Origin of the sequence: Qipengyuania seohaensis (genome assembly GCF_002795865.1) — a bacterium.
Lineage (GTDB): Bacteria > Pseudomonadota > Alphaproteobacteria > Sphingomonadales > Sphingomonadaceae > Qipengyuania > Qipengyuania seohaensis.
Window position 1 is genome coordinate 2,427,483 of the sequence record NZ_CP024920.1, and the last position, 13,723, is coordinate 2,441,205.

Annotated in this window: 16 protein-coding genes; 9 read left to right on the forward strand and 7 right to left on the reverse strand. The window is 63.4% G+C overall.

Translation table 11 applies throughout. From position 1 onward, the window contains the following. Positions 1–64 precede the first annotated feature (64 nt). The gene (locus CVE41_RS11935; protein WP_100260860.1) at positions 65–490 is read left to right on the forward strand and encodes a hypothetical protein; all 426 of its coding nucleotides are present in this window, start codon (positions 65–67) and stop codon (positions 488–490) included. 59 nt (positions 491–549) lie between these two features. On the opposite strand, the gene CVE41_RS11940 is transcribed toward CVE41_RS11935, so the two are convergent. Further along, positions 550–1,071, reverse strand: a complete 522-nt coding sequence (locus CVE41_RS11940; protein WP_198507661.1) for a hypothetical protein — start codon at positions 1,069–1,071, stop codon at positions 550–552. A 180-nt stretch (positions 1,072–1,251) separates the two neighbouring features. Here CVE41_RS11940 and rplU point away from each other — a divergent pair, with 180 nt between their 5' ends. The 3 genes from rplU (at position 1,252) to CVE41_RS11955 (ending at position 2,795) form a co-directional block, all read left to right on the forward strand. Then, positions 1,252–1,761: a 50S ribosomal protein L21 gene (rplU, locus tag CVE41_RS11945; RefSeq protein WP_100260862.1), complete on the forward strand. Its 510-nt coding sequence runs from the start codon at positions 1,252–1,254 to the stop codon at positions 1,759–1,761. Between the two features lie 12 nt (positions 1,762–1,773). Next, positions 1,774–2,043, forward strand: a complete 270-nt coding sequence (rpmA, locus tag CVE41_RS11950; RefSeq protein ID WP_006833595.1) for a 50S ribosomal protein L27 — start codon at positions 1,774–1,776, stop codon at positions 2,041–2,043. A 212-nt stretch (positions 2,044–2,255) separates the two neighbouring features. Next, positions 2,256–2,795 (forward strand): GNAT family N-acetyltransferase, encoded by a 540-nt coding sequence (locus tag CVE41_RS11955; RefSeq protein WP_100260863.1) that lies wholly within the window; start codon positions 2,256–2,258, stop codon positions 2,793–2,795. A gap of 59 nt (positions 2,796–2,854) precedes the next feature. On the opposite strand, the gene CVE41_RS11960 is transcribed toward CVE41_RS11955, so the two are convergent. After that, positions 2,855–3,733, reverse strand: coding sequence for a metal-dependent hydrolase (locus tag CVE41_RS11960; protein ID WP_198507662.1), 879 nt, complete (start codon positions 3,731–3,733; stop codon positions 2,855–2,857). Positions 3,734–3,847: 114 nt separating this feature from the next. Here CVE41_RS11960 and CVE41_RS11965 point away from each other — a divergent pair, with 114 nt between their 5' ends. Continuing rightward, positions 3,848–4,447, forward strand: a complete 600-nt coding sequence (locus CVE41_RS11965; RefSeq protein WP_100260864.1) for a TetR/AcrR family transcriptional regulator — start codon at positions 3,848–3,850, stop codon at positions 4,445–4,447. Here CVE41_RS11965 and CVE41_RS11970 read toward each other — a convergent pair. Next, the gene (locus CVE41_RS11970; RefSeq protein WP_100260865.1) at positions 4,444–5,538 is read right to left on the reverse strand and encodes a S41 family peptidase; all 1,095 of its coding nucleotides are present in this window, start codon (positions 5,536–5,538) and stop codon (positions 4,444–4,446) included. The genes CVE41_RS11965 and CVE41_RS11970 overlap by 4 nt on opposite strands. Before the next feature lie 69 nt (positions 5,539–5,607). Continuing rightward, positions 5,608–6,345: a CAF17-like 4Fe-4S cluster assembly/insertion protein YgfZ gene (ygfZ, locus tag CVE41_RS11975; protein ID WP_100260866.1), complete on the reverse strand. Its 738-nt coding sequence runs from the start codon at positions 6,343–6,345 to the stop codon at positions 5,608–5,610. Between the two features lie 2 nt (positions 6,346–6,347). Here ygfZ and CVE41_RS11980 point away from each other — a divergent pair, with 2 nt between their 5' ends. Then, a complete protein-coding gene (locus tag CVE41_RS11980; protein ID WP_232725692.1) occupies positions 6,348–7,208 on the forward strand; it encodes a patatin-like phospholipase family protein in 861 nt (286 codons plus the stop codon). A 13-nt stretch (positions 7,209–7,221) separates the two neighbouring features. Then, positions 7,222–8,259, forward strand: a complete 1,038-nt coding sequence (gene pyrC, locus CVE41_RS11985) for a dihydroorotase (protein WP_100261508.1) — start codon at positions 7,222–7,224, stop codon at positions 8,257–8,259. Here pyrC and rarD read toward each other — a convergent pair. Beyond that, positions 8,237–9,139, reverse strand: a complete 903-nt coding sequence (gene rarD, locus CVE41_RS11990; RefSeq protein ID WP_100260868.1) for an EamA family transporter RarD — start codon at positions 9,137–9,139, stop codon at positions 8,237–8,239. The genes pyrC and rarD overlap by 23 nt on opposite strands. 181 nt (positions 9,140–9,320) lie before the next feature. Here rarD and CVE41_RS11995 point away from each other — a divergent pair, with 181 nt between their 5' ends. Continuing rightward, positions 9,321–9,821 carry a glycine zipper 2TM domain-containing protein gene (locus CVE41_RS11995; protein ID WP_100260869.1) on the forward strand — a complete coding sequence of 167 codons (501 nt, stop codon included), beginning with the start codon at positions 9,321–9,323 and terminating at the stop codon, positions 9,819–9,821. A gap of 204 nt (positions 9,822–10,025) precedes the next feature. After that, positions 10,026–10,748, forward strand: a complete 723-nt coding sequence (locus tag CVE41_RS12000) for a hypothetical protein (protein ID WP_100260870.1) — start codon at positions 10,026–10,028, stop codon at positions 10,746–10,748. A 12-nt stretch (positions 10,749–10,760) separates the two neighbouring features. Here CVE41_RS12000 and astD read toward each other — a convergent pair whose 3' ends face one another. Both astD and CVE41_RS12010 read right to left on the reverse strand, forming a co-directional pair. Then, a complete protein-coding gene (gene astD / locus CVE41_RS12005; protein ID WP_100260871.1) occupies positions 10,761–12,161 on the reverse strand; it encodes a succinylglutamate-semialdehyde dehydrogenase in 1,401 nt (466 codons plus the stop codon). A gap of 86 nt (positions 12,162–12,247) precedes the next feature. Continuing rightward, on the reverse strand, positions 12,248–13,660 hold the full coding sequence (locus tag CVE41_RS12010) for a protein adenylyltransferase SelO (RefSeq protein WP_100260872.1): 1,413 nt from the start codon (positions 13,658–13,660) through the stop codon (positions 12,248–12,250). Positions 13,661–13,723: the final 63 nt, after the last annotated feature.

The following is a 13,723-nucleotide window of genomic DNA, read 5'->3' on the forward strand; positions in this document are numbered from 1 at the left end:
TGATCTCGATCAAGGAATCGGGACCGCGCGTTCGGCATCAAGTCTCCAACACAGGAGACGCACAATGGTTAAGCACTTCAGCCGCGAACTGGTAGCCGAACAGGCCCGCATCGTCGAAACCCCGGTCAAGCACCACGAGGTCGACCGGACCTTCGAATTGCCGAAGGGTCTCTATGTTGCGACCGTCGGACTGTATCTCGGTTTCCTTGCGGTAATGGCAACCGGCCTGCCGACTGCCGGCCTTGCAATCCCGATGGCGATATTCGCCTTCTTTATCGTAGCCGGGTTCGGCGTACCTACGATCTGGACGCGCTTGGCGCCGGAGACGAAGTCGAAGCCAATGAGCTGGAGCCAGCTCCGCTCGCAAGGCATTTCCACCCACACCGGACGCCTCCCGATGCGCGATGCGGCCGTCCAGGTCCTGATCCTGCCGGCAATCGTATTCAGCTGGGGCATCATCGCAGTCACCATCGCATCGATCGTGCGATAGGAGAGGGGAACGCGGGAGGCGCTGGCCTAGTTCGCTTCCCGCGTTTTCAGCTTGAACTATTAGTCCGCACGTTCGCGTAATTGCGCGAGCGTGCGGTCTTCTTCGCTTATGAGGGCTACGATCCGTTCGCGGGCCTGCTCGATCGCGGTCACGTCTTCGGCGGCCACACGCTTTGCGGTATAGAGGGTGTCGATATCGCCGAGCGGCACCGCCGCCACGCTACGTGCCGAATCGAGCTCGGCAAGTGCGACCTGCGCGCTGGCCCAGGCGGGCGAACCCTCCGCCGTATTGGACGCCGACGCGACGAGGCGCTGTGCCCTTGGGGCAAGACGCACAAACTCTGCGTGGGCTTCTTCGGTGCGGGAGACGAGGGCGGGAAGCACGACGTCCAGCGTTCCGTCCAGATCGATCTCGACTTCGGGTACTTGGATCGCCTTGCGCTCCGGAGAGGCAAAACTGCCGTCCACCCGCTCCACATCCCGCACGGCGAGCGATGGGTAATCTCCACTCGAAGCGGCGCACCCACCGAGGGTGAGGACAAGAGCGGTAGAGAAACTTGCAATTCGCAGCATCGCGCTCACATAGCATGCAGCAGGAAGCGCGCCAGCGAGAATGGCAAAAAATGCCAGCCGCCAGCGTTGACTTGATTGCGGGATTCGCCTAACGGCACGCTTCTTTCCGGGCCCGCCCTAGGTGGGTCGACGGGTGCGCCGTAGATTCGCAAGGATGCGGCACAGCAATTTGAACGAGAGATAACGACCATGTTCGCAGTAGTGCGCACGGGCGGCAAGCAATACCGGGTTGCCGCCGGAGACAAGATCGCGGTTGAGAAGCTGGCTGGCGAAGCCGGTGATACCATCACGCTGGGTGACGTCCTGCTTGCAGGCGAAGGCGACAAGATCGCCGATGCTGCCAAGACCACCGTCTCGGCTGAAATCATCGCCCAGGCGAAGAGCGAGAAGGTCACGGTCTTCAAGAAGCGCCGCCGCCACAACTATCGCCGCAAGAACGGCCACCGCCAGCAGATGACCCTGCTGCGCATCACTGCTGTCGGCGACTCGAAGGCCGAGAAGAAGGCTGCTCCCAAGAAGGAAGCGGCGCCCAAGGCCGAAGAAAAGAAGGCCGCTCCGAAGAAGGACACTTCCGAAGAGAAGGCTGCGCCCAAGGCCAAGAAGGCAGCGCCGAAGAAGGCTGCTGCTACGAAGGCGGCCCCCGCCAAGAAGGCTCCTGCCAAGAAGGCAGCAGCCAAGAAGACCGAATCCAAGAAGTAAGGAACCCGGACCATGGCACATAAAAAAGCAGGCGGTTCATCGCGTAACGGTCGCGACTCAGCCGGTCGTCGTCTTGGTGTGAAGAAGTTCGGCAGCGAAAACGTCGTCGCCGGCAACATTATCGTGCGTCAGCGCGGCACGAAGTTCTACCCGGCCGTCAACGTCGGCATGGGCAAGGACCACACGCTGTTCGCGCTTACCGACGGCGTCGTCCGATTCCACTCGGGCAAGCTCGGCCGCAAATACGTATCGGTCGACCAAATGGCGGAAGCCGCCGAATAACCGGACAATCCGATAACGGGATCGTCCAAACGGGACGGTCCCAGCCGGGCTAACGATCCGGCAGACGAAGAGGGAGATGGGGCCGACCCGTCTCCCTCTTGTCGTTTCTCCCTCTTCAAAACCGCATAGGCGAAAATTGCCTTTCGCCATCACGCAATTGTCACGCGTCCGGCCTAGGAGCCCGGAGCGTGGACCTGACGGGGAGTAAACGCATGTTCCATATCACCGAGAGGCTGCTGCTGCGGCCTGCATGGCCCGAAGATGCCGAGGCACTGTTTGGCGGGATCGCCGACGAAGGTGTCGTCCGCAATCTTGCCCGCGCGCCGTGGCCGTATCTCCCCGAACATGCGCGAGAATTCGTCAAGCGCGAGCAGGACCAACGCGTCCCCAATTTCCTCATGACGCTACCCGGCGAGCATGGCTCGCGAATCATCGGCTCGATCGGGCTGGGTGAGACCGAAACTGGCGTCGAGCTCGGCTACTGGATCGCGCGGCCCTATTGGGGTCAGGGCTATGCGACCGAGGCCGGACTGGGCGTGCTCGAAGTGGCGAAGCTGCTCGGCTATCGTCAGATCGAGGCCGGGCACTTCCTCGACAATCCCGCGTCGGGCCGGGTCTTGCGCAAGCTTGGCTTCCGGCCCACGGGACGGGTCGCGAAGCGGTACAGCTGTGCGCGCGGCGCGGATGTCGATTGCGCCCTTTTCGAACTGAACCTCGACCAAACCAAGGTTGCGCCGCCGATGGCGGCTTGAACAAGATAAAAGGCCCCGCGTTCGCTCGCGGGGCCTTCCTTGCGACCCGATGGCTCGGGTTATTCGGCGGGGAGAAGGGCGTCTTCGAACTCGCCCTCGTACAGTCCGATCAATTCGCGATCGTCGTGATCCCATGGGTGGAAGCCGGGCTTGAAATAGCTCAGCCACGCCGGGAAGATGCGGCGCACGACACCAGGCGAAACGGTGAGGTACTTGAACAGGCCCCACTTCGCCTTGAAGCCGGTGATGCCATCCTGCTCCAGCAGGTTGAGCGAATCGATCCAGCGGTTCTTGAAGAAGCGGGCCGTGACTGTCAGCATCACGAGGCTGCGCACTTTCCAGCGACGGAACGGCGTCCAGTCCTTGGTTGCGTGGTTCCAGGTGTCGTAGGCGACGCCCTTGTGTTCGATTTCCTCGGCCGCATGCCAGCGCCACATTTTGCGCACTTCTGGATCCGCGTCCCTGAAGTGCTGCGGGTTGGCGAGAAATTCCGCTGCCATCATGGCAGTGTAGTGCTCCAGCGCCATGGTGACGGCGAGGTTTGCAATGGCAGGGCGACCCTTGGTGAGCGCCAGCATTTCAGCGACGCGCGTGTCGATTGCCTTGATGTCGTACCTGGCGTTCTCGGCCAGCTTGTTGAAGGCGATGTGTTCGCGGGTGTGATTGATTTCCTGCCGCACGAACGCGCGGATTTCCGCCTCCAGCTTGGGATCGGCACCTTCGCGGTGTGCCTTCACGGCTTCGATGAAGAATGCCTCTCCGCGCGGGAAGGTGGCAGAAAGCGCATTGTGCCATGCCGTGCCGAAGGGTTCTCCGGCCCACCAGCGGCGCGGGTTGGTTCCGCGATTGAAACGCTCGTCGCGCACGGTGATGGTGAGATCGGCCGGGGTCGGCGCAGTCTTGGCGGTTGCGGTATCGATGGGGAGGGGGGCGTTCATGTCCTGCTCCGTGATTAACTTACATCAGTGTAAGTAGCGGCTACTGACATAAGTGTCAATAAGGTTCGCGGGCGGCTTCCCCTGTCCGCCGCAATGGTTTACCGCTCTGCCGCAATGGCAACCCGCAAACGACTTTCACCCGAAGAATCGCGCCTCGCAGCCCTGGAGGCCGCCCGCGGTCTTTTGATCGAAACAGGGCCTCAGTCGGTGACGCTGAAAGCGGTCGCCGCGCGGATCGGGCGCACGCATGCGAACCTGCTCCACCATTTCGGCTCCGCTGCCGGCCTGCAGAAAGCGCTTGCCGGGCATCTGGCCGAAGCCGTCTGCGCGACAATCGCCGACGCGGTTCGCGCCAGCCGCGCCGGCCTGGGCCACCCGCGCGAAGTGGTCGACCTCGCTTTCGATGCCTTCGACAAGGAAGGCGCGGGCGCGCTTGCCAGCTGGATGATCCTGACCGGCAATGAGGATGCGCTCACCCCGATCGTGGAAACGATCCACGAACTGGTGGACGAGATCGCGCCCGAGGAGGCCGCCCATAGCGGATCGGCCACGCAGGTTCACGAAGAAACGCTGGCGCTGGTCCTGATGGCCATGGGCGATGCGCTGATCGGCAGCGCGCTGGCGCGCTCGCTCGGCCTGCCGGAAACGGCGGCTCGCGACCGCGCCGAGCGGATGCTGGTACGCTCGCTCGAAGCGGTCGCCGACAAGTCCTAGCGCCCCTCGCTGGGGTCCTTCCAGCCGGGCAGGTCGAGCTTGCCTTCGGCGAGCCTAGCCTCGACGCCCGCGATGTCCTCTGCCCGATCCGGGTTCGCTTCCCTGATCGCGGCCAGCGCCCGGCCAATGGCGGTAGTCATCGCCTGGTCGGCGTCGACGGCGATATCCGGCTTCACCCCGACATGCTCCCAATTGGTGCCGGTAACCGGATTGATGGCGCGCCCGGTAGGGATGAAGGCGGCAAAGCCGTGGCCGAGCGGGACCATCATGCCCGGGTTCGCGCCGCCGCCGGTGGTCTCGCCGACCAGCGTGCCGCGCTCCTGCGTCTGGATGTCGTAGGCGAATTCCTCGCCGCCTGAGAACGTATAGCTCGAGGTCAGGACGAACAGCGGCCCGATGTAGCGCGTGGCGACGCTCTGGTTGGTCCAGAACTCGCGCGTGCGGTCCTGGGTGCGCTCGTAAATGCTATTGATGTGGCGCACGTCGCCCTTGGCGAAGAGATGGCTGACGAGCTGGGCCACCGATGCCGGGTCGCCGCCGCCATTGGCGCGCAGGTCGATGATAAGCGCATCGCTGCCGTCGAGCAGTTGCATGGCGGCCTCATAGGCCGGCGCGACGCCTTCGGGCGGGCCGAAGAAGCGGACGTCGAGATAGCCGACATTGCCGGGAAGGCGCATGGTGCGAAAGATGCCGAAGCCATTGGCTGCCATCTCGCGCTGCATCTCCTCGACTTCCTCGGGCGTATGCTTGTTGGGATCGGCCCCTTCGGGCGGAGGCGCGAAGCCGGGGATGAAGCGGACCTGCAAATGGCGGTCGTTGCCCGCTTCGCGCAGGTCGGTGCGCAGCGCATCGGCGAAGGCGCGGGCGGTGGCATGGCTGCGGTATGTTCCGGTCGCTGCCTTTTCGCGCAGGGCGGCAGCGGTTTCTTCCCCCTTGTCCGGGAAGACATATTTGTCGATCATCGCTTCGGCGAGTGCGCCGACCACCTCACTGCGGACGGCCTCGTCGACCTGTGGGTCAGGCGCATCCTGCGCGATGGCGGTCTGGGACGTCACGGCCAGGGCGGCCGCAAACAGCATCGATCTTTTCATCGGTCATAACCCTCATACCAACTCTTTCGTCCCCGCGGGATGGATTAGCGAGAGCGGCACGAGCGGCTATCAGTCCTCGACGAATGCGCGTTCCAGCCAGACCGGCACTGTCGCCGGGTGGATGTCGGCAACGCGCAGATGGTCTACCGCCAGTCCGAGGTCGTCGTAGGTAGCCTTGCGTCGCTTTTCGTCGGATTTCTCGAGCGGGACCACCATCAGTCGGCGGTTGACCTTGCTGCGCCAATTCATCCGGGCGGTGTTTTCCTGGCCGATGTAGCATCCCTTGTCGAAAGCCACGCCATGCAGTTCCACGGCATTGGTTTCCAGCCAGAGGATGTCGCCCATCTCGCCATATCCTTCGGGCACACCCAGACCGAGCCGGTGCGCGAGATACGCGTCGTCGGCGGGCTCGTCCTCTTCCGATACGGGTGCCAGCCAGCGTTGCCCCAACGACGCCAGGCGCGGGTCGGCTGCGCCGCCGTCTCCCGGCTCTTTCTGCCAATGGACGCCAAGGCTTTCATCGACAGCGATGTCGATCTTGCGGCGCAAGCGGTACAGGGAAAGGCGCTTGGCGAGGCTTTCCGCCTGGTCCTTCTCGCAATCGAGCAGGATTTCGCCGTCGGCGGCTGGCCAGACGAATATGTCGAACAGCATCTTGCCCTGAGGCGTCAGGAGCGCTGCGTAAACCGGCAAGGCTCCGCGCACATCGTTGGTAAGCAGCCCCTGGAGGAAGGCGGCGACGTCCTCTTCCCCGTCGGAAGGGGAAAGGCGGATCACGGCGCGGTCGAACAGGCGGCTTGCAGTCATGGGTGACAGATAGGCGGATGCTGGCCATAGGCAATGTTGTGAATTTCGATTTCGAACAATTGGTCTTTTCCGGCGGAGGGATTCGCTGCTTCTGGCATGGCGGCTTCCTGGCCCAAGCGGGCGATGCGCTGGCGCTGGACCCGGTCAGGATCAGCGGAGTTTCCGGCGGCGCCCTGAGCGCGGCCACCTGGATCGGAGACCGTGAACGCGATCTCCTTATTCTCATGACCGAAGCCTTCGAGATCAACGAAGCTAACTATGCCCGCAATCGATCGAATTATACGCCGCACCAGGAAATCTACCGCGCCGTTGTCGAAACGACGCTGGATGCCGAAGCGATCGAGCGGATAGCTGGAGGTCCGCAGTTCCAGGTCTATCTGTCGTGTCCGCCCCGCGGCATGCCACCCATGGCAGCCGCGCTTTTTTACGGCGTGCTCTACAAGCTGGATCAGGCGGTCCGCTCTACCCCGCACCTGACATGGCCGCGCGGTGCAGGCCTGACGACGTTGTGCGTGGATGCGAGGCAGGCGGCCCGCGATGGTGCCTTGGTCGACCTGATCTGCGCGGCTGCGACCATTCCCCCGGTGTTCGACGTGCCCCGGTGGGAGGGTGATCGCGTTCTCGACGGTGGGATGCTCGACAAGGCGCCGCCGCCCCAGCCGGATAACGGCCGCACGCTAACCCTGCTTTCGAGCCGCTATGCCCGTTTCCCGGATGAGGCCCGCAAAACCTACGTCCAGCCGAGCCGTGAAGTCGCTGCCGACAAGATCGACTTCGCAGACGCCTCGAAGGTGACGCGAACTTGGGAACAGGGTGAGGAGGATGCGCGGGCATGGCTGGCAGATCGGCAAAAGCAGGGCTAAGGGAACCGCGATCATGACCCAGACACTCACCATCCGCCGCCCCGACGACTGGCACCTGCATTTCCGCGACGGAGCGACCATGGAAGCCGTCGTGCCACACACGGCGCGCCAGTTCGCGCGAGCGATCGTGATGCCGAACCTGTCGCCGCCGGTTACGACCAGCGCCCTAGCGAGAGAATACCGCGACCGGATCAGTGCAGCGGTGCCCGCAGGTGTCGACTTCACGCCGCTAATGACCGCCTATCTCACCGACGAGACCGATCCGTCGGACCTTGCCACCGGCTATGTAGAAGGCGCCCTGACCGCTGCCAAGCTCTATCCCGCAGGGGCTACGACCAATTCCGCCCACGGCGTGACCGACGTGGCCAATATCGAGGGCGTCCTCGAGAAGATGGCGGAAATCGGAATGCCGCTGTGCGTGCATGGCGAAGTCACCCATGCCGATATCGACATATTCGACCGTGAAGCCGTTTTCATCGATCGCGTTCTTGCGCCGCTGGTCAAGCGCCTGCCAGAATTGAAGGTGATCTTCGAACACATCACGACGCGGCAGGCGGTCGAGTTCGTGGATGCGTCCGGCCAGAATATCGCGGCGACGATTACGCCGCAGCACCTCCACATCAACCGGAACGCCATTCTCGTCGGCGGGATCAGGCCGCATATGTTCTGCCTGCCGGTAGCCAAGCGGGAAGAGCATCGTCTTGCACTTCGCCAGGCGGCCACCGGCGGTTCGGCCAAGTATTTCCTCGGCACCGACAGCGCCCCGCACTATCGCCATGACAAGGAATCGGCCTGCGGCTGTGCGGGCATCTTCAATGCGCCGTTCGCGCTCGAAAGCTATGTCACGGTGTTCGACGAGGAAGATGCGCTCGACCGGTTCGAGGCCTTTGCCAGCCTGAACGGCCCGGCCTTCTATTCGCTGCCCGTGAATGAAGAGACGGTCACGCTGGAAAAGAACGCGGTCAAGGTTCCGGATGAAGTCGACGGCGGGGAAGCCCGGATCGTCCCCTTCCACGCCGGCGAAACGCTCAGCTGGCGGCTGGCGTCCTAGACCGGTTCCACAAATCCCATACGAAGATCACTGCCGCCATCCAGATGCAGGCGAAGCAGGCCGCCTGCGCCCATTTCAGCTGTTCTCCGAACACGGTCAGGCCGAGCACGAAGACGATGCTTGGCGCGAGGAACTGGATGAAGCCCAGCGTCGAATAGGGCAGTTTGCGCGCCGCGATTGCGACCAGCAGCAGCGGAAATGCGGTCAACGCTCCACCCAGCATGATCGCCGCACCGAGCCCGAACGACTGCGTGAACGATGACCCTTCCGGCAATCCGGCATAATAAATTGCGACGCCTGCCGCCGGAACGCTAAGTAGAAGGGATTCGATGGTGAGACCGGGCAGGGCGCCCACGTCCACCTGCTTGCGGATAAGGCCGTAGGTGCCAAAACTCAGCGCCAGGGTCAGGCTGATCCAGAGCGTCGTGAGAGCGCCTGCCAGAAGCATGGAGACACCGACACCGGCCAGCGCCACCGCTGCCCACTGAGCGCGGCTCAATCGCTCTCCCAATAACAGTGTGCCCAAGAGGACGTTGACCAGTGGGTTGATGTAATAGCCAAGGCTGGCCGCGTAGACATTGCCCTGCTGGATAGCCCAGACGTAGACGACCCAGTTGACCGCGATCAGGGTGGCGCTGGTCAGCAGGAGCAGCATCACCTTCGGCGTCGCAAAGGCGGCTCTCAGCTGGGGCAGTTGCTTCCTGGCGGCCACGATCACGAGGCAAAGGGGAAGCGTCCACAGGATACGCCAGCCGACGAATTCGAACGCCGGAACTTCCCTCACGAGGAGCAGGTACAGCGGCAGGAATCCCCATATTACATAGGCACCCAGCGCGGAGGTAAGGCCCGAACGGCGCTGGTCGGATTCTGTCGTGTCCATGAACCGCTGCCGCCTAGGCCTGCTTCTACCGGGCCGCAAGCCTCAATTCGTCGTGCGTTAATGCTCAACTCGTCGAAACTGAACCAATCTGACTGCGGCGTTGCAAATCGTTCAGGAAGCGGAGCGTAATTCTGAACGCCATCGACGCACCCCGAGTCGAATACGACCAAGGATTTGAATTATGGCAACGCTTCTCAAGACCGCTTCGCTGGCCCTCGCGGCCACCGGCCTCACTCTCGCCGCTCCGGCATCTGCCGCAGTACCGGCCCATGCTGCACCGCAGGCACACAGTGTCGCGGCCTCCATCGCCGGTGACATGACTTACGAGCATGGCAAGAAGCAAAAGCGCAAGCACTGGAAGCGTCATCACCGCGGTCATTACGACGATCATCGCGAATATCGCGGCTATCGCGAAGCGCGCCCCTATTACATGGGTTACGACCGCGATTACGGACAGCCGGTTTATCGCGATACGCGCATCTGGCGCGGCCGTGACGGTCGCTACTATTGCGAGCGTGAGAACGGCACGACCGGTCTCCTGATCGGCGCAGGCGTCGGAGCCCTTGTGGGTCACGAAGTAGCCGGTCGCGGCGGGGACCGTACGCTCGGCGCCATCATCGGCGGCGCTGCCGGTGCCCTTCTCGGACGCTCCATCGACCGCTCGAGCACCCGCTGCGGCTAATCAGACAACAGCTTGAGGCCGTGCCCACCCGCGGCCGATAGCGCGACCTTCGGGTTGTGATGGGCGTCGTCCGCACCCTCCACAAGAGGGGCGGGCGGCGCCCTTTATGCGTTCGCACGGGATTGTCCCGCATTGAGCCATGCTTGCGCAGCGTATGGTCAATTTCGCGCGGGGAAGGCATATCGGCACGGAAATGTGCCGGAGATGCCCGAAATGAAACTGCGCCTGATTGCCTTTGCTGCCCCCATCGCGATGCTTGCCGCCTGTTCGGGCGGGAACGGAGATGCCGAGGACGGCGATGACATGAACGCGGCCAGCGAGGGCGCGCTCAACGAAAATCTCGCGACCGATCCCGATCTGGCTAACAGCAGCGAAGAGGGTGCTGCGCTGTCGGGTACCGGAAACCAGAACATTCCCAAGATCGACACCTCGGAACGGGCGATCGAGGATGCACGCAATCGTGCGGTCCAGATGGTGGGCGGCAGCGCCAACATGGATGCACTACCGACCGCGAAACGGCTGGGAGAGGGTGCGGCAGACACACCTGCCATGGTCCAGGCTGCACGCGCGCTCCAGGGCCCAGGCAACACAAACTGCTTCGAAAAAGTGAGCTATTCGGCCTCGTGGTCGGCCAAACTTCCGGCCGAATTCCCGATCTATCCTCGCGGAAACACGATCGAGGCGGCTGGCAGCGACGATGGAGGCTGCACTGTCCGTGCAGTTACCTTCCGCACCGGCGTGCCGAAAAGCGACGTGCTGGCATTCTACGCAACCCGCGCAGCCGATGCCGGATACACGGTGGAACATGCGCTCAAGGCAGGCGAAAACGTGCTGTCCGCCATCGATGGTAAGAGCGCGATGGTCATCTACGCCCGCGACCTGCCGGGCAAGGTGACCGAAGTCGACCTCGTTACCAGCAAGCGCTGAGGCCGAACCGGATCAGCCTTCCTTGAGGCCGATCCCGATGCTGGCGCGTGGCTGGTCCATTTCCGTGCTGGCGACCGGATAGGCGCAGTAATCCGCCGCGTAGAAGGCGGCCGGGCGGTGATTGCCCGACAGGCCGACACCGCCGAACGGAGCGGCCGAGGACGCACCATTGGTGGGTCGGTTCCAGTTGATGATACCCGCGCGCGCTTCGAACCAGAACTTCTCGAAATCTTCCGGCTTGCCGCCCATCAGCGAGGCGGAGAGGCCGTAACGCGTGTTGTTGGCCTCTGCGATTGCGGCATCGAAGTCGGGCACGCGGATCACCTGCAACAGCGGGCCGAAGAGCTCGATGTCGGGCCGGTCGCTCATCTCGGTCGCGTCGATGATCGAGGGCGACAGGAAAGGCAGCTGCTCGTCGGGACGCTTCATGTGCATCACCGGCTTGCCACCACGGCTGATCAGCGCGACGAAGCTTTCGGACAGCAGATCCGCCGTCTGGTTGTCGATGACACAGCCCATGAAGGGCTGGGGATCGGCAAACGGCTCGGCCACGATCAGCTTTTCCGCCAGCTTCTTCACTGCCGGCACGATCTGGTCGTAGATGCTGTCGACCACGATCAGGCGCCGCGCCGCCGTGCAACGCTGGCCCGCAGTAGTGAAGGCCGACTGGATGATGGTTGCCGCAGCATCGTCGATCTTGGGCGTGTCGAGCATCACGATCGGATTGTTTCCGCCCATTTCCAGCGCGACGATCTTGGCCGGATTGCTGGCCAGCTTGCGGTTGATCGCAATGCCGGCACGCGCCGATCCGGTGAACAGGACGCCGTCGATCATGGCGTGTTCGACAAGCGCCTTGCCTTCCTCGGCACCGCCGTGGAGGCATTGGACCACGCCTTCCGGAATGCCCGAGGCGTTGAAGCATTTCACCAGGAATTCGCCGACGGCCGGGGTCTTCTCGCTCGGCTTGAAGATCACGACGTTGCCCGCGATCAATGCCGGCACAATGTGTCCGTTGGGAAGGTGGGCGGGGAAATTGTACGGGCCGAGGACAGCCATCACGCCGTGAGGCTTGTGGCGCAGGGCCGCCGTGCCCTGCAGCGCGCTGTCGAGCTTCTTCTGGCCAGTGCGCTCGGCATAGGCCGTGACCGAGATTTCGACCTTGCCGATGACGGCCTGGACTTCGGTCTTGGCTTCCCACAGGGGCTTGCCCGTCTCGCGTGCGATGAGTTCGGCGAAGGGGTCCGCCTGTTTGCGCACTTCGTTGGCGAAGCGACGGACCAGTTCGATGCGCTGGCCGACCGGCTGGCGGGCCCAGTCCGTCTTGGCTTTTACCGCGATATCGATCGCTTGCTCGACACTCCCGACTTCGCCCTTCCAGAGCAGCTTGCCGGTGGCCGGTTCGGTGGAAATCATTTCGGCTTGCGACACGTAGGGTCCCTTCCTCTCGCTCGTGCGAGCTTCTCGCGCCGCCTATGTGACAGCCGCGCCTGCGCGTCAAATCAAGTGTGCGGGGTCCAGCGCCGATCGGGCAGGACCGGTGCCGGACCATGGGCGTTGCCCATGCGGCGGAGCGCGTCGATCTTTGCATGGAGCGGCGCCCAGTCATCGTCTCGGTCTATCGCGGCCCAGATGGCTTCGACCTCCTCGATCAACATAGATTGCGGAGCCTCGTCCAACCAATACCCGTGGTTATCCGCGACAGGCTCGTATCCCGCAAGCGCAGCGGCGAGGTCGCCTTGTGCGTCCCGGCCTCCACGGTGCCGGAAGAAGAATTCGTCAGGCTGAGCCTCGTTTTCGGCCATCAGCGCTTCGCAGGTGCCGACCAGCCGCGCGTCGTCGTCATTGTCCTTGGGAACGACGCCAAGACGCCAGCACCAGCGCCGTGCAACCGCATCCATGTAGAGCGGGCCGAACCGCTCCATTGCCGCAACGAGGGGCGGGGCGTCGCAGATCAGCCTCAGCGCAATCGCGAACTGGCCGCAATTCCAGTGCAGCGCTTCCGGCTGGCGCCCGAAGGCGTACAGGCCGGAATGGTCGAAATAGGCGGCGGTGAAACCGGGCTTCCATTGCGGCAGGAACCGCCAAGGACCGTAATCGAAGCTCTCGCCCGAAATGTTCATGTTATCGGTGTTGAGAACGCCGTGGACGAAGCCAGCGACCATCCAGGCGGCGGCAAGATCGGCCAGCCGCTCGACCACCTGGTGCATCAGGCGCACCGCGGGCTCGTCGCGCCCCGGCGCATCCTCCGGAGAGGAAGGGCCGGGAAACTGCGTCAGGCAGTAATCGACCAGCGCTTCCATGTGCTCTTTTTCTTCGAGCGCCAGCAAGCGCTGGAACGTGCCGATGCGGATGTGCCCGTGGCTTAGCCGCGTCATCACCGCCGATCGCGTGGGCGATGGTTCGTCGCCGCGTTCCAGCTGTTCTCCGGTCTCGACGACGCTGAACGTCTTCGACGTATTCACGCCGAGCGCTTCGAGCATCTCGGTGGCGAGGATTTCGCGTACCGCACCCTTCAGGGTCAGGCGGCCATCGCCAGCGCGGCTCCACGGTGTCTGGCCCGATCCCTTGGTGCCGAGGTCGAGCAGGCGGTTCTGCCCGTCGCGCAGCTGCGCAAAGAGAAACCCGCGCCCGTCACCAAGCTCCGGATTGTACACGCGGAACTGGTGTCCGTGATAGCGCAGGGCGAGCGGGTGGGGCAAGTTATCGGGCAGCGGGGAAAACCGGCCGAAATGACGCGTCCATTCCTCGTCGCTCAAGTCCGCCAGACCGACCGCCGCTGCCCAGCGATCATTGCGGAAGCGCAATCTCGTCTCGGGAAAATCGGCCGCTTCTACCGGATCGCCGAGCCAATCGCCAAGGCCGAGGATCGGTGTATCGGGGCGGTAGGCGGCAGGTTCCGGGGCATTTGGCATCCCTTGAGAAATGAGGTCCTTGGACCTTGCGTGCAAGTCATGGCTCGAAATTTGCTGCGCGAG